This is a genomic window from Pseudomonas akapageensis (assembly GCF_011355085.1).
Lineage (GTDB): Bacteria > Pseudomonadota > Gammaproteobacteria > Pseudomonadales > Pseudomonadaceae > Aquipseudomonas > Aquipseudomonas akapageensis.
Genome location: NZ_VXCP01000013.1, coordinates 130,937 through 149,675 on the forward strand (window position 1 = coordinate 130,937; position 18,739 = coordinate 149,675).

Genomic DNA, 18,739 nt, shown 5'->3' on the forward strand with positions numbered 1-18,739 from the left:
TGACCGCCGATGCGAGACCTGCCCCCGCCCCTGCCCTGGGACGATGTCCAACTGCTGCCCGACGCGTTTTTCGATCGCGATGCCCAGGTCCTGGCCAAGGACCTGCTCGGCAAAGTCATTCGCCATCGTCAAGGACCCTACTGGCTTTCAGCCCGCATCATCGAAACGGAGGCTTATTATTGTGCGGAAAAAGGCAGCCACGCGTCTCTCGGTTATACGGAAAAGCGCAAGGCGCTGTTCCTCGATGGCGGCCATATCTATATGTACTACGCCCGGGGCGGCGATTCGCTTAACTTCAGCGCCCAGGGACCAGGCAACGCGGTGTTGATCAAGGCCGCTTACCCTTGGCTCGACGAACACAGCGACAGGAACAGCCTGGCGCAGATGCAGCTGAACAACCCCGATGCCAGCGGCAACCCCCGCCCCATGGAACGGTTGTGCGCGGGCCAGACACTGTTGTGCAAGGCACTGGGCCTGAAAGTACCGAACTGGGATGCCAAGCGCTTTGACCCGGAGCAACTGTTCGTCGAGGACCGCGGCATTATCGTGCAACAAATTATTCAAACCACCCGCCTGGGCATCCCGAGCGGTCGAGACGAGCATCTGATGTATCGTTTCATCGATGCCGAATTTGCCCGCCACTGCACGCGCAACCCATTGCGCCGGGGGCAGCTCGAAGGCCGCGATTACCTCTTACTGAAACAAGGAAACTGAAGCATGGGCGCTTGGCTCGACGGCATGACCGGGTGGCTGACGGCAAATCCTCAATGGCTGGGCCTGGCGGTTTTCGTGGTGGCCTGCGTTGAATGCCTGGCAATCGCCGGCATCATCGTACCCGGCACCGTGTTGCTGTTCGCCATTGCCGTACTCGCGGGCAGTGGTGCCCTGACCCTGGGCGAAACCCTGTTGCTGGGCTATCTGGGCGGCCTGCTCGGCGATGCCGTGTCTTACTTCCTGGGACGCCGTTTTCACCAGAACATTCGACGCCTGCCACTATTGCGCCATCACCCTGAGTGGATCGGCGGCGCCGAAAGCTATTTCCAGCGGTACGGCATTGCCAGCCTGCTGGTCGGTCGCTTCATCGGCCCGTTGCGCCCCATGCTGCCAATGGTTGCCGGGATGTTCGACATGCCATTGCCGCGCTTTATTATGGTCAGCCTTATTTCGGGTGCTGGCTGGTCGGTCGCGTACCTGCTGCCAGGCTGGACGACCGGGGCGGCCATGCGCCTGCCCCTGCCGGAAGGGTTCTGGCCCGAGGCAGGCGTGGTTGCCGGTTGTCTGGCGCTGTTACTCGGTGTTGGCATGAACAGCAGCTTGCGCAGCCATCGAAGGACCACGCAGCTGATCGCAGCACTGTGCCTGGTCATGCTTGTCGGTCTGTTTGTCGGCTGGCCCTACCTGATCCAGTTCGATCAAGGCTTGATGACGTTGACCCAGGAACACCGCAGCCGCGCCATCGACGGTGCGATCGTGGTGGTGACCCGGCTGGGCGACTTTCAAACCCAGCTCTTTGCCGGTGGCCTGCTGACAGGCTTGCTGTTGCTGGCGCGACAATGGCGGCCGGCGCTGTTCGCTGCCTCTACCCTGGTGATCACCGCATTGGCCAATGGCAGCATCAAATGGCTGTTCGCCCGTACTCGCCCGGAAGTGCTGACCGACCCGCTGACCTCCTACAGCATGCCCAGCGGCCATAGCTCGGCAGCCTTTGCGTTCTTCCTGGTACTGGCAGTGCTGGCCGGGCGTGGGCAACCACCGCGCATGCGCCTGACCTGGCTGCTGCTGGCCAGCTTGCCGGCACTGGCGATTGCACTCTCGCGGGTATACCTGGGAGTGCACTGGCCCACCGACATTCTCGCGGGCATGTTGCTGGCCTGTAGCGTCTGCGCAATCAGTCTGAGCCTGATTCAGTTGCGTACGCCACTGGAGATCATGCCGCTTAAAGTCTGGTGGCTTATCGTACCGGGCAGTGTGGCGTTGCTGACCTTTTTCGCCCTGCATGCGTTGCCGGATGCATTGCTGCGCTACCAGTACTAGGCAAACAACTCGCCCTGCAGATCATCGAGCAACGCCTGGATCGCATCCAGCCGTTGCTGCGGATCGTCGAGGGCGAGCAGGTCGATCTTGTCCAACTCCGTGAATGGCAACAGATAGGCCAACTGGTTGGCGAGGGACTGCTGGCCGGCGGCGTCGGTGCCCATGCTCAGCGACGCGACCATCGGGTGCTCGGCCAATGCGTAGAGCAAGGCGACAAGGTCGGCATCTTCTTCCTGCAGCGGGGTCTCCGGGACGTCCGGCAACCACTCGACCTCTGCCATGAGCAATTGATCTCGCTGCACTTCAGTGTTCAATACACGAAAACGTCGCCCGCCTTCCACGCGAATGCCCAGCAAACCATTGCTCTGCTGCTGGAAATCACGAATTAGCGCTTCACAGCCGACCAATGCATAGCCTTCGGGGGCGAGCCCGACTTCCTCGCCTTCCAGAATGCAGACCACACCGAAGCCCGCTCCCTGCTTCATGCACCGGCCGATCATGTCCAGGTAGCGTGCCTCGAAAATCTGCAAATCGAGGATGCATCCCGGAAACAGGACGGTATTGAGTGGAAACAGCGGCAACGTCATAACAATTTCCTTAAGCAATCAGACTCACGGCCAATGGCAGGAGTACTGCGGTGGCAACGCCCATCAGGCTCATGGCCAGTGCGGCAAACGCCCCGCACTCTTCGCCTTCCTGCAGCGCCACGGAGGTACCGACGGCATGTGCCGTCAGGCCCAGCGCCATACCGCGGGCCGCTGGGTTATGGACACCACAAAGCGCCAAAAGAGCCGGACCGAAAATCGCGCCGATCACGCCCGTGATCAGCACAAACACCGCCGCCAGTGCCGCAACGCCACCGATCTGTTCGGCAACCAGCATGGCAATCGGTGACGTCACCGACTTCGGCGCCATGGTCATGAGAATCATGTGCTCGGCCCCGAACCACCAGCCCAGCAGCACGCAGGTTGCCGTCGCCACCACGCCACCAACTACCAGCGTAGTAAAGGTTGGCCAGAACAACTGGCGGATGCGCCGCAAGTTCAAGTAGAGCGGGACCGCCAGCGCTACCGTGGCAGGCCCAAGCAAAATGCTGAGAATTTCGGTGCTTTTTCTGTATTCGGTGTAGGTCAGACCGCAGGCGAGCAGTACGCCAATGACCAGCATCATCGACACCAGCACCGGCTGCAGGAATATCCAGCGAGACTTTTCATACGCCGCCAGGACAATTTGATAGGCGCCAAGGGTAATGCCTATGCCAAACAGCGGATGGTGTACGACCGCGTCGAGCGCGCCCTGCCAATCCAGGCTCATGGGCGCTCCTCACGGCGCGCCTGGCGCGTGATCAGCTTTTGCATCAACACCCCGGCAAAGGCCACCGATATCAGCAACGAAAGGAACAGGGCCCCGACGATCGCCCAGAAGTCCGCGGCGATATCACGGGCATAGACCATCACCCCGACCGCCGGTGGCACCAGCAACAAGGGCAGGTAACGCAGCAGGCTCGAAGAGGCCAGGCTCACCGACTCGGCCACCTCACCGCGAATCATCAGGTAGCCCAGAAGCAGCACCAATCCGATGATCGGCCCCGGCAGCACCGCAAGGAACAGATGATTGATCGCCGTGCCGAGCAACTGGAACAGCACCAGCCAGGTCAAACCGCGTAACAGCATTGGAAATCTCCATCAGGCTCGCGACGGCATTATAAGCACTCCGTCACTGCGCTTATATGTCGCTATTCGCCGCAGAGTGAGGCTTGACCGGCGCAGGCGGCCATGCTGATCTAAACGGGTTGAAAAAACTATAAAAGCAATGACATCAAGGAGAGTCTCAATGCCCTACGTACCTGTTGCAAAGCTCACGGATTACATTGGAAAGGAACTGGGATGTTCCGAGTGGCTGACCATCGATCAACAACGCATCAACCTCTTTGCCGAAGCGACCGGCGATTTTCAGTTCATCCACGTAGATCCCGTCAAGGCCGCCCAGACCCCATTCGGCAGCACCATCGCCCACGGCTTCCTGTCGCTGTCGCTGATCCCCAAGTTGATGGAAGACATCCTGGTCATGCCTGAAGGCCTGAAAATGGTCGTCAACTATGGTCTGGACAGCGTTCGTTTCATTCAGCCGGTCAAGGTCGATTCACGGGTCCGCCTGAAGGTAGAGCTCAGCGAAGTCACCGAAAAGAAACCGGGCCAGTGGCTGCTCAAGGCCATTGCCACGCTGGAAATCGAGGGTCAGGACAAGCCGGCATACGTCGCCGAGTCTCTGTCTCTCTGCTTCGTTTAAGCCCGCCGTGATGCGAAACAGCCGTTGTGGCTGTTTCGCACAGGACATTCTGCGGCATACTCGGGCCCTTAATTGTCCGGACCCCGCCATGCGCTCACTCGCTCCTCTTGCCTTGATGTTATTGCTCACTGCCTGTGGTGACGGCGAACCCCTTTCGCCGCCCGACGCCCGTCTGCCCGATGGTGGCCGCTATCGGGGTGAAGTGGTCAATGGCCTGCTGCAAGGGCCAGGGCGCGTGGATTACCCGAACGGCAGCTGGTACCTCGGCGATTTCGTCAATGGCCAGTGGCAGGGTGAGGGTGAATGGCACGGCAGCAATGGCGAAGTCTATCGCGGCCAGTTCGCCCAGGGCCTGTTCCATGGCCAGGGCAGCCTTCAAGCCAACGGCAGCAGCTATACCGGAGGCTTTCGAATGGGCCGGCGCGACGGCGAAGGCACCCTCAAGGATGCCGATTCGACCTACCGCGGCGAGTTCAAGGCCGATCAGTATTCCGGCGCCGGCCATCTGGAACTCAAGGACGGCAGCCAGTACCAGGGCCTGTTCGCCCAGGGCAAACCCAATGGCGAAGGTATCCGCAGCGACGCCAGCGCCAATCAATTCAGCGGCCAATTCGTTAATGGCCAGTTGGAAGGCAACGGCACCTTCAACAGCGCCGAGGGCGACCAATACATCGGCAGCTTCCATCACAACCAGCTGGACGGACGCGGTCGCTATGAAAACGCCGATGGCGATGTCTGGATCGGTCAGTTCAAGGAAGGTTCACTCACCGGCAAGGGCGAATTGATCGGTGCCGATGGTAGCCACTACAAGGGCCATTTTCTCGACTGGAAATTCTCGGGCCAGGGCCGGCTGGCCTTGGCCGACGGCAGTGTCTATGTCGGCGGATTCGAAAACGACGCCTATCACGGCAATGGCCGCCTGACTCTGGCCGACGGCAGCGTACAGGCCGGTCACTGGATCAACGGCCAGCGCGTTCGCGACGAGCAAGGCCGACTCTTGCCCGACCCGCTGGAGCTGGCCCTGCTCAATCAGGGCGGCCTGTTGGCTCAAGCCCTGGCCAGCGTTCCTGCGTCGACCCCGGACATCGAGCTCTACAGCCTGACCCTGGCCGGCGACGGCAAGCAGAGCGTGTTTCTGCGTGAAGCCGACTTCGTGAGCAAGATGCTCGCCAGCCGCTTCGGCGCGACGGGGCAGATCAGCCTGGTCAATCACCGCGACCACCTCGGGGACCGGCCAATGGCGACCCGGGAAAACCTCGCCCGCTCCGTCCAGACCCTGGCCGAACGCAGCGGCCCGGAAGACCTGATTTTCATTTACCTGACCAGCCATGGCACCCACGAACATGAACTGGTACTGGATCAACCCCGCCTGCAGCTGTCGGACCTGCCAGCCGACGAGCTGCCGGCTGTCCTTGCACCATTGAAGAACCGCGACAAGGTCATTGTCATCTCGGCATGCTATTCCGGTGGCTTCATTGCCCCGCTCAAGGATGAAAGGACCCTGATCATGACTGCCTCCCGCGCTGATCGCGTGTCTTTCGGCTGCTCCGAAGAGGCTGACTTCACCTATTTCGGCGACGCACTCTTCGCCCAGGCCCTGAACCAGACCGATGATCTGCAACAGGCCTTCAATCTCGCCAGGACGCGAGTTGCCGAACGGGAAACCAGCGAAAGCTTTGACGCTTCGGAACCACAGATCTGGGCGCCCAGGGGTGTGCTGGAACATTGGCAGCGGATGCGCCAACAACAGGCTCGACGGGCGATGCAAAGTGCAACTTTAAGTGTCAAACAAGCAAATTCTCCCAGCACCCACTAAGCTGACTGTATCAGGGGAGAAACATTATGTACTTGACGCCTCAACATGTCCTGATTGCCGGAGCCACTGGTTTGACGGGGGAGCATCTGCTCGATCGCTTGCTCAATGAACCCACTATCAGTCGGGTTCTTGCGCCGACCCGGCGCCCACTGGCAAAGCACCCGCACCTGGAGAACCCGGTCGGCAAATTCACCGAGCTGCTGCCGCAACTGCAGGGCCGCGTGGACATCGCCTACTGCTGCCTGGGCAGTACCATCAAGGAGGCAGGGTCCAAAGAGGCGTTTCGCGAAGTGGACCTGGACCTGGTGGTCGCCTACGGCAAGCGCGCTCGCGAGCTGGGCGCTCGCCACTTGATCGTGATCAGCGCCGTGGACGCCAATGCCCACTCCTCGATCTTCTACAAAAGGATCAAGGGCGAAGCCGAGCAGGCGCTCAAGGAGCAGGACTGGCCACAGCTGACCATCGTTCGCCCTTCGCTGCTACTGGGCAACCGCCCCGAACCGCGCCTGGGCGAGAAGCTGGCAGCGCCGCTGTCCAAGCTGCTTCCCGGCAAATACCACGGTATAGAGGCCTGCGAGCTGGCCCGGGCCTTGTGGCGTCTGGCGCTGGAAGAGCAGGACGGGATTCGGGTGGTGGAGTCTGACGAATTGCGCAAGCTGGGTAAGCGGGTCAAGTAAGGATCTAGCACCGCGCTGCCTGCCTCCCTACCCTCGTTACCTCGTTCCCACGCTCCGCGTGGGAATGCAGTGCCAGACGCTCCAGCGTCGCCGGGAGGCGTTCCCACGCGAAGCGTGGGAACGAGGGGTCAGCCCTGGCTCACAACCCCCCAGTCGCCTGAAAACTGACACCCATAACCGTCAACAAAGAAAGCGGCAACAGCAGCGTGTCGAGCAACGCGCTGGCCGGCAGGTCAACGCCGGGATAACTCGGCGCCGGCGCACCAAAACGGTCCTCGGCGCAGCATCCGCCCTGCATCGCATACAAATCCAGGCGCGTGCCGGAATAGACGATCGGCGCGCCGGGCTTGGCCGCGTCCAGCGTTCGGACGCTGGCACAACCCACCATCAGCAGCGCCAGCAAGACGCCCGTCAACAATCTGATCATTCATCCCCGCCAAAATGATGCTCGCCCCAACGCGGCAGCATGTCCTGGGGGATATCCAGCAAGTTCAGTATCCGTGCGACCACGAAGTCGATCAGATCGTCGATGGTCTGCGGCTGATTGTAGAAGCCTGGCGCCGCCGGCAGGATCACTGCGCCCATGTTCGACAGCTTGAGCATGTTCTCCAGGTGAATGGTCGAGAACGGAGCCTCACGCGGCACCAGAATCAACTGCCGACGCTCCTTGAGCGTAACGTCGGCAGCGCGCTCGATCAGGTTATTGCAGGCACCGCAGGCAATCGCCGACAACGTACCGGTGGAACAGGGCACCACCACCATCGCGCTCGGCGCGCCGGAACCGGAAGCGACCGGCGACATCCAGTCTTCCTTGCCATAAACACGAATCTGCCCTGCCGAAGCCCCGGTGTACTCGGTGAGAAACGCCTGGATGGCTTGTGGCTTGGCCGGCAGCACCACATCGGTCTCGGTCGACATCACCAACTGCGCCGCCTTGGAGATCAGGAAGTGCACTTCGCGGTCTTCCCGGACCAGACAATCGAGCAGGCGCAGTCCGTACTGCGCCCCCGATGCACCGGTCATGGCCAGGGTAATGCGTTCCGGGCCTGTCATTGCAGCGCCTCGGCCAACTTGCCGTGCAATCCGCCGAAGCCGCCATTGCTCATGATCACCACGTGGGTGCCGGGTTGCGCCTGGCTTTTGACACGTTCGATGATTGCCTCCAGGGTGTCGGCCACGATTGCCGGAACCGGGCATTGCGCCGCCGTGGCCGCCAGATCCCAACCCAGGTTGGGCGGCGCGTACCAGATCACCTGATCGGCATCGCGCACGCTTTCGGGCAAGCCATCACGGTGCGCACCGAGTTTCATGGAGTTGGAGCGCGGTTCGATCACTGCAATCAAGGGGGCGTCGCCGATACGCTTGCGCAGGCCGTCGAGGGTAGTGGCAATGGCGGTCGGGTGATGGGCAAAGTCATCGTAAATGGTGACGCCCTGCACCTCGGCCACTTTCTCCATGCGCCGCTTGACGCTCTTGAATGCGCTGAGCGCAGCGATGCCCATGCTCGGCACCACGCCGACGTGTCTTGCCGCGGCCAGGGTGGCCAACGCGTTGGCGACGTTATGTTGACCAGTCATGTCCCACTCGACCACACCCTGAGATTCACCTTCGAAGCTCACTTCAAAGCGCGAACCATCTTCGCTGAGCAGTTTGACCTGCCACTGACCACCGGCACCGGTGGTTTGCACCGGGGTCCAGCAGCCCATTTCGATCACGCGCTGCAGGGCCGGCTCGGTGGTCGGATAAATGACCAGGCCCTCGCTCGGAATCGTCCGCACCAGGTGGTGAAACTGACGCTCGATGGCCGGCAGATCCGGGAAGATGTCCGCATGGTCGAACTCGAGGTTGTTCAGGATGGCCGTGCGCGGGCGGTAGTGCACGAACTTCGAGCGCTTGTCGAAGAATGCGCTGTCATATTCATCGGCCTCGACCACGAAGAACGGCGTGCCACCCAGGCGGGCCGACACCGAGAAGTTCTGTGGTACGCCACCGATCAGGAAGCCCGGGCTCATCCCGGCGTGCTCGAGCACCCAGGCCAGCATGCTGCTGGTCGTGGTCTTGCCGTGGGTACCGGCAACGGCCAACACCCAGCGCCCCTGCAGGACGTGATCGGCCAGCCACTGCGGCCCCGAGACATACGGCAGGCCCTTGTTCAGCACGTACTCCACCGCCGGGTTGCCGCGCGACAGCGCGTTGCCGATGACCACCAGGTCCGGCGCCGGATCGAGCTGGGCTGCGTCATAACCCTGGGTCAGTTCGATACCCTGGGCTTGCAGCTGGGTACTCATGGGTGGGTAGACATTGGCATCGGAGCCAGTGACGTGATGGCCAAGCTCTTTGGCGAGTACCGCCAGCGAGCCCATGAACGTGCCGCAGATACCGAGAATATGAATGTGCATGATTAACCTCGTAAAACATCGAGGCAGGTTAGCTTAGGGCGGGAAAAATCGCATCCTGTGTTTCCACGGCGCTGCTCGCCGGTACGCCGCAGACCGCTCGGGGCCTGGGCGTACCCGTGCAGCTAGGCGTCGCGGGCGATGCCGTGTTTGCGCAATTTTCGATACAAGGTATTTCGGCTGACCCCCAACTCCGCCGCCACGTGGGTCATGTGCCAACGCTGCTGCGCCAGCACCGCCAGCAAGGCCTTGCGCTCGGCATCCTCAAGCGGGTTTTCAGGGTTATCCACAGGGGCCGCTACCTTTGAGGCGGGTTTGTTCACGCGGACAACCGCCGGGAGATCCTCGAAGCCAATCCGTCCGTCTTCGCTCAATGCCACCAGGGTGCGCAGCACATTGCGCAGCTGGCGTACGTTGCCGGGCCAGGCAAAGTCGAGCAGTGCCTGACGCGCAGTCGGTTCGAGCATTACCGGATGCTCGCCGGCCTCTTCGGCCAGGACGAAATTCAGCAGGGCTGACTTGTCACTGCGCTCGCGCAAGGCCGGCAAGGCGACTTCCAGACCGTTGAGGCGATAGTAGAGGTCTTCCCGGAAACTGCCGTCTTCGACGCGGTCCAGCAGGTTGCGGTGCGTTGCGCTGATGATGCGCACATCGACCGGCTGCGGCTCGCCGCCAATCGGCACCACCATGCGATCTTCCAGCACACGCAACAAGCGAGTCTGCAGCGCCAGCGGCATGTCGCCGATCTCATCGAGCAACAACGTACCGCCATCGGCCTGTTGCAGCTTACCGCGCATGCCTTCCTTGCGCGCACCGGTGAAGGTGCCGCCGCGATAGCCGAACAGTTCGCTCTCGATCAGGCTTTCCGGGATCGACGCGCAGTTGAGTGCAACGAAGGCCTTGTCGGCGCGACCACTGGCCTGATGCACCGCCTTGGCGAACGCTTCCTTGCCCGAACCGGTCTCGCCATTGATCAGCAGCGGAACATCGCGCTCGAACACCCGCAGGGCGCGGCGGAATTCGCTCTGCAAGGCCGGGTCGACCAGACAGATACCGGCGACCGGACGTACCGTCGTTGCCGCCGGGCGTGCCTGGACAGGTTGCGGAATCGCTCGCGGCTGCCCACGCAGGCTGGCGAACAACGACCGACCATCGCGTGTACGCAAGGGCCAACTGGTGCTCACCAGGCTACTGGCGCGACCCAGCAAATCATCCAGGGAACAATCGAAGAAGGTTTCCACCGTCTTGCCGAGCAAGCCGCCACGCACGTGCCCCAGCAGGTTCAGCGCACTCTGGTTGACTGCACAAATGCGCCCTTCCCCGTCGAATGCCAGCAATCCTTCGCTGAACAGCCCGAGCGATTCGGCCTGTAGATGAAAGCGCAGCAACCACTGGTTCTCGAAGTAGCGCAGGAAATAGCAGCTCTCGATCATCTTGGCCGAGAGATTGACCATGGCCATGGTGTGGAACTGGCTCTGGCGCGAGGCTTCCGGGCGCGCCGACGACACATCCAGCACCGCCAGCAATTCGCCCTGGGGGTCGAAGACCGGGCTGGCCGAACAGGTCAGGCCGGTGTGCCGTCCACGGAAGTGTTCATCCTGGTGAATGGTCAGGGCCTGGCGCTCGACCAGGCAGGTGCCGATGCCATTGGTGCCTTCGCGGGCCTCGCTCCAGTCCGCACCCAGCCACAGGCCGGCGCGCTCGAAGGTATTGCGCTCGGTGGGCGCGGTGACGCAATTGAGGATGATACCGCGGGCATCGGTGAGCAGCACGGCGTGGCCGGCGCCGGACAATTGCTGATGCAGGCTATTCATCTCGGTGCCGGCGATCTGCAACACCTGCCGCAGGCGCTCGCGACTTTCGAGAATATGACCATGCTCGAGCACCGTCGGCGCCATGGCCATGGCCGGATCGAGATGGTAGTCCTCAAGGCAGCGCAACCAGGAGCGGGCGATCGAAGGATCACTGCCGGGCCCCTGCAATCGGGCGTTGCCTTGGGTGACAGTCAGCACTTGCTGGGCGTGGCGGCTCAGATGATTGCTCTGCACTTTTTATTATTCTCCCGTTTGGGTGTGCCCAGCATCCTCCAGCCCGGCCAGCATTGCAACGCCGGCCGACTGATGAGTCACAGGCTGTACCAATAACGGTACAAAGTGTCACCCAAGGCTGTCCCAACAATGCCACAGCTATACTGAATATCGACCCTCCTGAATCGCTCATACCCTTTCCAGCCTGGGTTTCAAGGCGCTGGCCTGACCTTTGCTCTACATTTCTCAGGCGCAACAGCGCACTCCCCAACCAAATACAAGAACCAGGAGATACTCACCATGCGTTATGCACATCCCGGTACCGAAGGCGCCATCGTTTCCTTCAAGAGCCGTTACGGGAACTACATCGGCGGCGAGTTCGTAGCGCCGGTCAAGGGTCAGTACTTCACCAACACATCGCCTGTGAATGGCCAGACGATTGCCGAATTCCCTCGCTCCACCGCCGAAGACATCGACAAAGCCCTCGATGCCGCCCACGCCGCCGCCGATGCCTGGGGCAGCACCTCGGTGCAGGCACGCTCGCTGATCCTGCTGAAAATCGCCGACCGTATCGAACAGAACCTCGAAACCCTGGCCATCACCGAAACCTGGGACAACGGCAAGGCCATCCGCGAAACCCTTAACGCCGACATCCCGCTGGCTGCCGACCACTTCCGCTATTTCGCCGGTTGCATCCGTGCCCAGGAAGGCAGTGCCGCCGAAATCGACGGCAACACAGTGGCCTATCACATCCATGAACCACTGGGCGTGGTCGGCCAGATCATCCCGTGGAACTTCCCGATCCTGATGGCCGCCTGGAAACTCGCCCCAGCCCTGGCTGCCGGCAACTGCGTGGTCCTCAAGCCGGCCGAACAAACGCCGCTGGGCATCACCGTACTGGTCGAGCTGATCGGCGACCTGCTGCCACCTGGCGTGCTCAACGTTGTCCAGGGTTATGGCCGCGAAGCCGGCGAAGCCCTGGCCACCAGCAAGCGTATCGCCAAGATCGCCTTCACCGGTTCCACCCCGGTCGGCTCGCACATCATGAAATGCGCAGCGGAGAACATCATCCCGTCGACCGTTGAACTGGGCGGCAAGTCGCCGAACATCTTCTTCGCCGACATCATGCAAGCCGAACCCAACTTCATCGAAAAAGCCGCTGAAGGCATGGTCCTGGCGTTCTTCAACCAGGGCGAAGTCTGCACCTGCCCTTCCCGCGCCCTGGTGCAGGAGTCCATCTACGACGAGTTCATGCAGGTAGTGATGAAGAAGGTCGCGCAGATCAAGCGTGGCGACCCGCTCGACACCGACACCATGGTCGGCGCCCAGGCGTCCGAGCAGCAGTTTGACAAGATCCTCTCGTACCTGGACATCGCCAGGGAAGAAGGCGCCGAGCTGCTGACCGGCGGCAAGGTGGAAAAACTCGAAGGCAACCTGGCCAGCGGTTATTACATCCAGCCGACCCTGCTCAAGGGCACCAACAAGATGCGCGTGTTCCAGGAAGAAATCTTCGGCCCAGTGGTCAGCATCACCACCTTCAAGGACGAAGCCGAAGCCCTGGCGATCGCCAACGATACCGAGTTCGGCCTCGGTGCCGGCGTGTGGACCCGCGACATCAACCGTGCCTATCGCATGGGCCGCGGGATCAAGGCCGGTCGCGTCTGGACCAACTGCTACCACCTGTACCCGGCGCATGCCGCGTTCGGCGGTTACAAGAAATCCGGCGTAGGTCGTGAAACCCACAAAATGATGCTCGACCACTACCAACAAACGAAAAACCTGCTGGTAAGCTACGACATCAATCCGCTGGGCTTCTTCTAAGCCGCGCAGCAAGACGGTGTGACCTTCTCGTGAAGGTCACACCTGCCCGCCGCGCAAAGGGCCTGGAGCAATGGGGAGAGCGATCCATACATGGACCCGAAAAACCCAGGCCCGGGCACTCCCGACCCCTGGCTCAAACTGCGCCGCCTGACCCCGGCCCGTATCGCCCTGGGCCACAGCGGCACCAGCCTGCCCACCAGCGCCCTGCTGGACTTTCAATTTGCCCACGCCCAGGCCCGCGATGCCGTACACCTGCCGTTCGACCATGCCGGCCTGATTGAACAACTGAACGACTGCGGACGCACCAGCCTGCTGCTGCACAGTGCCGCCCCCAACCGTGATACCTACCTGCAACGCCCCGACCTGGGAAGACGCCTGGCTGAAGACTCGGCCCGAAAGCTGCGCGACTACGCCAGCGCCAACCCGGGCGGCGTCGACCTGGCCATCGTGATAGCCGACGGCCTTTCCGCGCTGGCCGTACACCGCCATGCCGTGCCGTTCCTGATGCGCCTGGAAGAACAAGCACAGATGGACGGTTGGTCGCTGTCACCGGTGATCCTGGTGGAACAGGGCCGCGTCGCCGTGGCCGACGAAATCGGCCAACTGCTGGACGCGCGCATGGTGGTCATCCTGATCGGCGAACGCCCGGGCCTGAGCTCCCCCGACAGCCTGGGACTGTATTTCACCTACAATCCAAAAGTCGGCCTGACTGACGCCTACCGCAACTGCATTTCCAACATCCGCCTGGAGGGGCTGAGTTATGGCATGGCGGCCTATCGCCTGCTATATCTCATGCGTGAAGCCTGTAGACGGCAGCTTTCCGGGGTGAATTTGAAGGATGAAGCAGAGGTGCAAACACTCGAATCAGAAAAAAACGATTCGAAAAGGGGAAACTTCCTACTCTCTGACGCAAATAACAAGAATTAACCTAGATTGCGCTTTCTAATGGCATTGGGCAGCATCCGACCGACGGCTGGCCGAGATTCGCCGCCAAATACCGACTGAACCCGAGGCCTGTTATGCGAATCATCCAAGCAACCCTGGAGCACCTGGACCTGATTGCACCGCTGTTCGTCAGATACCGCGAGTTTTATGGCGAACTGCCCTACCCCGATTCCTCCAAAGCCTTTCTGGAAAAGCGCCTGCGCCGCAAGGAATCGGTCATCTACCTGGCCTTGTCGGACGAAGACGACACCAAGCTCTTGGGTTTCTGCCAGCTTTACCCGAGTTTTTCGTCCCTGTCGCTCAAGCGCGTGTGGATCCTCAACGACATCTTCGTCGCCGAAGAAGCCCGTCGCCAGCTGGTGGCCGATCACCTGATCAAGACCGCGAAGAAAATGGCCAAGGAAACCCAGGCCGTGCGGATGCGCGTTTCTACCAGCAGTAATAACGAGGCCGCACAAAAGACCTATGAGTCGATTGGTTTTCGGGAAGACAAACAGTTCAAGAACTACATTCTGCCCATCGGTTGACCCCGTATCCCGGGGCCATGCTCGCCGGATCACCTGGCGGGCGGCCCTCGGACACTCGCCGCTACAAACTGCGCAGGCAAATCCGTCGCCTGCCTCTATAATGCGCCCCTTCGAAATTGTGTGAATAATTACCCAGGCTCTCGCGACTTGGGTGGCGTCCGTCATTTTCCACAGCGATTTCACACATATTTTCTCGACGGCCCGTAGTATCGGGTTTTAACCACAGGTAGCGCGCATGGAATTCAACCCGCTGGACATCATTCTGCATCTCGATGTGTACCTCGAAATGCTCGTCACCAACTACGGTAACTGGATCTACGCCATCCTCTTCATGGTGATTTTCTGCGAGACCGGCCTGGTGGTTACGCCCTTCCTGCCGGGCGACTCACTGCTGTTCATCGCCGGTGCCGTCGCCGCGGGCGGTGGCATGGACCCGGTACTGCTCGGCGGCCTGTTGATGGCAGCGGCGGTTCTGGGTGACAGCACCAATTACGTCATCGGACGCACGGCGGGCGAACGCCTGTTCCGCAATCCGAATTCGAAGATATTCCGCCGCGACTACTTGCAGCAGACCCACGAATTCTATGACCGCCATGGCGGCAAAACCGTGACCCTGGCGCGCTTCCTGCCCATACTGCGCACCTTTGCCCCCTTCGTGGCCGGTGTCGCGAAGATGCCTTACCCACGCTTTCTGACCTTCAGCGTCGTCGGCACCATCGGTTGGGTCGGCGGGCTGGTAACGCTCGGCTATTTCTTCGGCAACGTGCCCTTCATCAAGCAACACCTGTCGCTGATGGTCGTAGGGATTATCGTAGTATCGATGCTGCCGATGATCATCGGCATGGTTCGCAGCCGCCTGCAGCGCAATGCCGCCAAAGCCCATTCGCGCTAAGCCATGTGGTCCCTGCAAGCCTGGCGCCGGCGTCGCACCCTTGCCCGACATCCGGTAGACCCGCAGATGTGGCAGCGGGTGCGCGAGCGCCTGGCCATCCTTGACGGCCTAAGCGCCGAGGAAGACCGGCACCTGCGTGAAACCAGCGTTCTGTTCCTGCAAGACAAGGTCCTCAATCCCCTGCGGGGCGTCGAACTCGATGATGAGAGCCGCCTGCTGCTCGCCGCCCAGGCCCAGCTGCCCCTGCTGCACCTGGGCGAGCTGAACTGGTACCAGGGCTTCCACGAAATCGTGCTCTACCCGGATGATTTCCTCAGCCCCCAGCGCCACCGCGACGCCAGCGGCGTGGAACACGAATGGGACGCCGAACACAGCGGCGAGGCCTGGCAACAAGGCCCGATCATCCTGGCCTGGCCCGGCGTGCTCGCCAGCGGCGGCTGGGAAGGCTACAACCTGGTCATCCATGAACTGGCGCACAAGCTGGACATGCTCAACGGCAACGCCAACGGCCTGCCACCGCTGCACGCCAACATGCGCGTCAGCGACTGGGCCAGCGCCATGCAACACGCTTTTGATGACCTCAACCGGCACCTGGACCGCAACCCCCACGTCGACACGGCCATCGACCCCTACGCGGCCGAAAATCCCGCCGAATTCTTCGCCGTCACCAGCGAATACTTCTTCAGCGCCCCCGATCTGCTGTTTGAGGCGTATCCTGAAGTCTACCGCCAGCTGAAGCTGTTCTACCGCCAGGATCCACTGGCCCGCCTGCAGCACCTGCAACGCCTGCATCCCGACTACCAGGCCAGCCACGAACACCCTCACAGCTGAACGGTGTACCCGACATCCCGGCAAACGTGGCAAGCGCCACGGAATATGCCTATAATCGCGACCAATTTTTGGCCAAACATGGGGGCAAAGCCCAATGAGCTACAGCAAGATTCCGGCTGGCAAAGACCTGCCGAACGACATCTACGTCGCCATCGAGATTCCGGCCAACCACGCGCCGATCAAATACGAAATCGACAAGGACAGCGATTGCCTGTTCGTCGACCGTTTCATGGCCACCCCGATGTTCTACCCGGCCAACTACGGCTTCATCCCCAACACCCTGGCCGACGACGGTGACCCCCTCGACGTGCTGGTCGTGACCCCTTACCCGGTCGCCCCAGGCTCGGTCATCCGCGCCCGCCCGGTCGGCATCCTGAACATGACCGACGACGGCGGCGGCGACGCCAAAGTCATCGCCGTACCGCACGACAAACTGTCGCAGCTGTACGTCGACGTCAAAGAGTACACCGACCTGCCAGCCCTGCTGCTGGAACAGATCAAGCACTTCTTCGAGAACTACAAGGATCTCGAGAAAGGCAAATGGGTCAAGATCGACGGCTGGGGCAATGCTGATGCTGCCCGCGCTGAAATCATGAAGTCGGCTGCTGCCTACAAGGGCTGAGTCGACAAGTGATGCAAAAAACCCCGGCTAGCCGGGGTTTTTTTATGCCTGATTTGGGCAACGTCCTCGTTCCCACGCTCCGCGTGGGAATGCCTCCTGAGACGCTCCGCGTCACCCCCCGCTGATTGACGCGCGGCAACGAGGCAATTCTGAGTTCGAGGGACGAAATTGCCTGCAGTAACGTTCCGTAACCTGCCTGCAGTCCAAAAACGTTACTTTTTTGCTGGGCATCGAGACTCAATATCAGTATGCTACGCCCCACATTCCGGCATCGGCCTGCTGCATGCACGCCCGACTGCCCGGCGCCACGGATGATTTTCCGTCTCGCCCTCCCCAGCCGACATCAGGTCGCTGGAGCAACGATTGAAGGCGATTGCGGCTTACCAAAAATAAGCCAAGACCGTCCCCGAGAAGCCGGCCACAAGCCGGCTTTTTAATGCCTGCTTGTTGCCCTTTCTTGTTCTCGTGACGTTAACTGCTCAGGTGAACTCACCTCCCCTGCTTCGCGCTACGGTCAGGAGCCTCACCAGCCCTCTGGAGCACTCATGAATATCGGCCTGATATCTGACACCCATGGACTGCTCAGGCCTCAAGCTTTGGCCGCCCTGCAAAGCTGCGATCACATCATCCATGCAGGTGATATCGGAAAACCGGAGATCCTTGCAGCCTTGCGGCAACTGGCACCGCTGACCGCCGTGTACGGCAACATAGACCGTGATCAAGATTGGGCGCGGCACTTGTTGAAGATCGAAATCGTCAAGCTGGAAGGTTTGACCCTGCTTGTCACTCACGAACGCAAAGACGTACCTGAACCGTTACCACATGGCGTGCAAATGGTCGTAACGGGGCACTCTCATAAACCATGCATCCTGGAAGATAATGGGGTGCTTTATATCAACCCCGGCAGTGCCGGTCCCCGACGGTTCAAGTTACCGATCAGTATGGGTTATGTGACCTGCGCCGCAGGCAAGGTCAACGGTGAACTGATCGACTTGGCGCCCGATACTTCAGTTGTCGCCTGATCCGTCCGACACCCTCCATCAGAAACGTCACCTTGCACCACCCCCTCAAACAACGTTAGGCTTCCCTCGTCGCTGCAAATCCAGCGACCGGATGTGGAAGTCCGTACAAGCTAAAGGCGCACAAGCGCCCATTTCATGAATGCTGGCGTTTTTTAATGCCCGCATCATCGTGTTATGGCAGCTGTGCGCGGGGCACTTTCGGGTGCGCCGGGTTCCTTTAGCCCCGGTCTTCCACACCTGCGTACAGCTGCCACCCCCTCATGTGGAAGTGAGATTGGCAGCTCCATTAATGCTAAAGGAGCTTTACCATGATCAAAATTGTTCCAGATCCGCCACCAGCCGTAGAAGAAACCTCTCCGACCGGCACCCTTCACGAAACCGCCGAAACCCTGTTCGGCTCCTGCGACGCAGGCCACGCTCCCCTCTTCTCCGTACGCGCCGGCATCCATGCCGAAGATGCGCTGATCCATGCCTCGCTGTATTTGAAGTGCGTCTGTGATACCGCCAATGCGGTGTGTAACAGCGATGCCGAAGTGCAGCAGGGGTTGTTGTGGTCTCTGTTGCATTCGGCGGAGATAGCCAAGGCGTTGGTTGATGCGTTGCTGGATGGGGCTGAGTCTCGGGCTTTGAGCAAGGCTGGCGAGTTGATGACGTAGGTGATGTAGCTTGCGACCGCTTTGCGGTCGTATCGCGGGCAATCGGAATGCCGCCCACCCGCTCCTATGTATGGACTCGCCTACATTGTCTACCCGCTTTTGAACATGGTTACCCGGTTGCATCTATGTATCAGGCCTATCCGAGGAAGCGTTTCGCTTCTGGCCAACATCGGGGTGCGCGCGG

20 protein-coding genes are annotated in these 18,739 nt (G+C 60.9%); 13 read left to right on the plus strand and 7 right to left on the minus strand.

Annotated elements, in window-relative coordinates; genetic code table 11:
• Nucleotides 1–9 precede the first annotated feature (9 nt).
• Nucleotides 10–714 carry a DNA-3-methyladenine glycosylase gene (locus F2S13_RS10715; protein WP_166360474.1) on the plus strand — a complete coding sequence of 235 codons (705 nt, stop codon included), beginning with the start codon at nucleotides 10–12 and terminating at the stop codon, nucleotides 712–714.
• 3 nt (nucleotides 715–717) lie between these two features.
• Nucleotides 718–2,034, plus strand: a complete 1,317-nt coding sequence (locus F2S13_RS10720) for a bifunctional DedA family/phosphatase PAP2 family protein (protein WP_166360476.1) — start codon at nucleotides 718–720, stop codon at nucleotides 2,032–2,034.
• On the opposite strand, the gene F2S13_RS10725 is transcribed toward F2S13_RS10720, so the two are convergent.
• Genes F2S13_RS10725 through F2S13_RS10735 form a run of 3 tightly spaced genes read right to left on the minus strand, consistent with a single transcriptional unit; the run spans nucleotide 2,031 to nucleotide 3,707 of the window.
• A complete protein-coding gene (locus F2S13_RS10725) occupies nucleotides 2,031–2,621 on the minus strand; it encodes an LON peptidase substrate-binding domain-containing protein (protein WP_166360478.1) in 591 nt (196 codons plus the stop codon). The genes F2S13_RS10720 and F2S13_RS10725 overlap by 4 nt on opposite strands.
• Before the next feature lie 10 nt (nucleotides 2,622–2,631).
• Nucleotides 2,632–3,342, minus strand: a complete 711-nt coding sequence (locus F2S13_RS10730) for an LrgB family protein (RefSeq protein ID WP_178119003.1) — start codon at nucleotides 3,340–3,342, stop codon at nucleotides 2,632–2,634.
• A 2-nt stretch (nucleotides 3,343–3,344) separates the two neighbouring features.
• Nucleotides 3,345–3,707 (minus strand): CidA/LrgA family protein, encoded by a 363-nt coding sequence (locus F2S13_RS10735; protein WP_166360482.1) that lies wholly within the window; start codon nucleotides 3,705–3,707, stop codon nucleotides 3,345–3,347.
• 160 nt (nucleotides 3,708–3,867) lie between these two features.
• On the opposite strand from F2S13_RS10735, the gene F2S13_RS10740 reads away from it, so the two are divergent.
• The 3 genes from F2S13_RS10740 to F2S13_RS10750 all read left to right on the plus strand — a co-directional run bounded on the left by F2S13_RS10740 (nucleotide 3,868) and on the right by F2S13_RS10750 (nucleotide 6,816).
• A complete protein-coding gene (locus tag F2S13_RS10740) occupies nucleotides 3,868–4,323 on the plus strand; it encodes a MaoC family dehydratase (RefSeq protein WP_166360484.1) in 456 nt (151 codons plus the stop codon).
• Between the two features lie 88 nt (nucleotides 4,324–4,411).
• Nucleotides 4,412–6,139 carry a C13 family peptidase gene (locus tag F2S13_RS10745; protein WP_166360486.1) on the plus strand — a complete coding sequence of 576 codons (1,728 nt, stop codon included), beginning with the start codon at nucleotides 4,412–4,414 and terminating at the stop codon, nucleotides 6,137–6,139.
• Between the two features lie 26 nt (nucleotides 6,140–6,165).
• The gene (locus F2S13_RS10750) at nucleotides 6,166–6,816 is read left to right on the plus strand and encodes an NAD(P)H-binding protein (protein WP_166360488.1); all 651 of its coding nucleotides are present in this window, start codon (nucleotides 6,166–6,168) and stop codon (nucleotides 6,814–6,816) included.
• 139 nt (nucleotides 6,817–6,955) lie between these two features.
• Here the strand turns inward: F2S13_RS10750 and F2S13_RS10755 are convergent, their stop codons facing one another.
• The 4 genes from F2S13_RS10755 to F2S13_RS10770 all read right to left on the minus strand — a co-directional run bounded on the left by F2S13_RS10755 (nucleotide 6,956) and on the right by F2S13_RS10770 (nucleotide 11,260).
• A complete protein-coding gene (locus tag F2S13_RS10755; RefSeq protein WP_166360490.1) occupies nucleotides 6,956–7,243 on the minus strand; it encodes a YceK/YidQ family lipoprotein in 288 nt (95 codons plus the stop codon).
• Nucleotides 7,240–7,869 carry a flavin prenyltransferase UbiX gene (ubiX, locus tag F2S13_RS10760; RefSeq protein ID WP_166360492.1) on the minus strand — a complete coding sequence of 210 codons (630 nt, stop codon included), beginning with the start codon at nucleotides 7,867–7,869 and terminating at the stop codon, nucleotides 7,240–7,242. Before ubiX ends, F2S13_RS10755 begins: the two co-directional genes overlap by 4 nt.
• On the minus strand, nucleotides 7,866–9,215 hold the full coding sequence (gene mpl, locus F2S13_RS10765; protein ID WP_166360494.1) for a UDP-N-acetylmuramate:L-alanyl-gamma-D-glutamyl-meso-diaminopimelate ligase: 1,350 nt from the start codon (nucleotides 9,213–9,215) through the stop codon (nucleotides 7,866–7,868). The genes ubiX and mpl overlap by 4 nt, the downstream gene beginning before the upstream one ends.
• Nucleotides 9,216–9,337: 122 nt before the next feature.
• A complete protein-coding gene (locus F2S13_RS10770; RefSeq protein ID WP_166360496.1) occupies nucleotides 9,338–11,260 on the minus strand; it encodes a sigma 54-interacting transcriptional regulator in 1,923 nt (640 codons plus the stop codon).
• Between the two features lie 279 nt (nucleotides 11,261–11,539).
• Here F2S13_RS10770 and exaC point away from each other — a divergent pair, with 279 nt between their 5' ends.
• The 8 genes from exaC to F2S13_RS10810 all read left to right on the plus strand — a co-directional run bounded on the left by exaC (nucleotide 11,540) and on the right by F2S13_RS10810 (nucleotide 18,555).
• On the plus strand, nucleotides 11,540–13,060 hold the full coding sequence (exaC, locus tag F2S13_RS10775) for an acetaldehyde dehydrogenase ExaC (RefSeq protein ID WP_166360498.1): 1,521 nt from the start codon (nucleotides 11,540–11,542) through the stop codon (nucleotides 13,058–13,060).
• Between the two features lie 90 nt (nucleotides 13,061–13,150).
• Nucleotides 13,151–13,987, plus strand: a complete 837-nt coding sequence (gene eutC, locus F2S13_RS10780) for an ethanolamine ammonia-lyase subunit EutC (protein ID WP_166360500.1) — start codon at nucleotides 13,151–13,153, stop codon at nucleotides 13,985–13,987.
• 92 nt (nucleotides 13,988–14,079) lie between these two features.
• On the plus strand, nucleotides 14,080–14,532 hold the full coding sequence (locus F2S13_RS10785) for a GNAT family N-acetyltransferase (protein ID WP_166360502.1): 453 nt from the start codon (nucleotides 14,080–14,082) through the stop codon (nucleotides 14,530–14,532).
• A gap of 235 nt (nucleotides 14,533–14,767) precedes the next feature.
• Nucleotides 14,768–15,424 (plus strand): DedA family protein, encoded by a 657-nt coding sequence (locus F2S13_RS10790; protein WP_166360504.1) that lies wholly within the window; start codon nucleotides 14,768–14,770, stop codon nucleotides 15,422–15,424.
• Nucleotides 15,425–15,427: 3 nt separating this feature from the next.
• Nucleotides 15,428–16,255, plus strand: coding sequence for a M90 family metallopeptidase (locus tag F2S13_RS10795; RefSeq protein WP_166360506.1), 828 nt, complete (start codon nucleotides 15,428–15,430; stop codon nucleotides 16,253–16,255).
• Nucleotides 16,256–16,349: 94 nt separating this feature from the next.
• The gene (gene ppa, locus F2S13_RS10800) at nucleotides 16,350–16,877 is read left to right on the plus strand and encodes an inorganic diphosphatase (RefSeq protein ID WP_166360508.1); all 528 of its coding nucleotides are present in this window, start codon (nucleotides 16,350–16,352) and stop codon (nucleotides 16,875–16,877) included.
• 545 nt (nucleotides 16,878–17,422) lie between these two features.
• On the plus strand, nucleotides 17,423–17,899 hold the full coding sequence (locus F2S13_RS10805) for a metallophosphoesterase family protein (protein ID WP_166360510.1): 477 nt from the start codon (nucleotides 17,423–17,425) through the stop codon (nucleotides 17,897–17,899).
• A 308-nt stretch (nucleotides 17,900–18,207) separates the two neighbouring features.
• Nucleotides 18,208–18,555 carry a DUF3077 domain-containing protein gene (locus F2S13_RS10810; protein WP_166360512.1) on the plus strand — a complete coding sequence of 116 codons (348 nt, stop codon included), beginning with the start codon at nucleotides 18,208–18,210 and terminating at the stop codon, nucleotides 18,553–18,555.
• The last annotated feature ends 184 nt before the right edge of the window (nucleotides 18,556–18,739 follow it).

What these genes read in the sequence shown, in the direction of transcription:
- F2S13_RS10715 (WP_166360474.1), top strand. Translation starts at nt 10, where the DNA reads ATGCGAGACCTGCCCCCGCCCCTGCCCTGGGACGATGTCCAACTGCTG.
- F2S13_RS10725 (WP_166360478.1), bottom strand. Translation starts at nt 2,621, where the DNA reads ATGACGTTGCCGCTGTTTCCACTCAATACCGTCCTGTTTCCGGGATGC.
- F2S13_RS10745 (WP_166360486.1), top strand. Translation starts at nt 4,412, where the DNA reads ATGCGCTCACTCGCTCCTCTTGCCTTGATGTTATTGCTCACTGCCTGT.
- ubiX (WP_166360492.1), bottom strand. Translation starts at nt 7,869, where the DNA reads ATGACAGGCCCGGAACGCATTACCCTGGCCATGACCGGTGCATCGGGG.
- F2S13_RS10735 (WP_166360482.1), bottom strand. Translation starts at nt 3,707, where the DNA reads ATGCTGTTACGCGGTTTGACCTGGCTGGTGCTGTTCCAGTTGCTCGGC.
- F2S13_RS10795 (WP_166360506.1), top strand. Translation starts at nt 15,428, where the DNA reads ATGTGGTCCCTGCAAGCCTGGCGCCGGCGTCGCACCCTTGCCCGACAT.
- F2S13_RS10750 (WP_166360488.1), top strand. Translation starts at nt 6,166, where the DNA reads ATGTACTTGACGCCTCAACATGTCCTGATTGCCGGAGCCACTGGTTTG.
- exaC (WP_166360498.1), top strand. Translation starts at nt 11,540, where the DNA reads ATGCGTTATGCACATCCCGGTACCGAAGGCGCCATCGTTTCCTTCAAG.
- eutC (WP_166360500.1), top strand. Translation starts at nt 13,151, where the DNA reads ATGGACCCGAAAAACCCAGGCCCGGGCACTCCCGACCCCTGGCTCAAA.
- F2S13_RS10740 (WP_166360484.1), top strand. Translation starts at nt 3,868, where the DNA reads ATGCCCTACGTACCTGTTGCAAAGCTCACGGATTACATTGGAAAGGAA.
- F2S13_RS10805 (WP_166360510.1), top strand. Translation starts at nt 17,423, where the DNA reads ATGAATATCGGCCTGATATCTGACACCCATGGACTGCTCAGGCCTCAA.
- F2S13_RS10785 (WP_166360502.1), top strand. Translation starts at nt 14,080, where the DNA reads ATGCGAATCATCCAAGCAACCCTGGAGCACCTGGACCTGATTGCACCG.
- ppa (WP_166360508.1), top strand. Translation starts at nt 16,350, where the DNA reads ATGAGCTACAGCAAGATTCCGGCTGGCAAAGACCTGCCGAACGACATC.
- F2S13_RS10810 (WP_166360512.1), top strand. Translation starts at nt 18,208, where the DNA reads ATGATCAAAATTGTTCCAGATCCGCCACCAGCCGTAGAAGAAACCTCT.
- F2S13_RS10755 (WP_166360490.1), bottom strand. Translation starts at nt 7,243, where the DNA reads ATGATCAGATTGTTGACGGGCGTCTTGCTGGCGCTGCTGATGGTGGGT.
- mpl (WP_166360494.1), bottom strand. Translation starts at nt 9,215, where the DNA reads ATGCACATTCATATTCTCGGTATCTGCGGCACGTTCATGGGCTCGCTG.
- F2S13_RS10720 (WP_166360476.1), top strand. Translation starts at nt 718, where the DNA reads ATGGGCGCTTGGCTCGACGGCATGACCGGGTGGCTGACGGCAAATCCT.
- F2S13_RS10790 (WP_166360504.1), top strand. Translation starts at nt 14,768, where the DNA reads ATGGAATTCAACCCGCTGGACATCATTCTGCATCTCGATGTGTACCTC.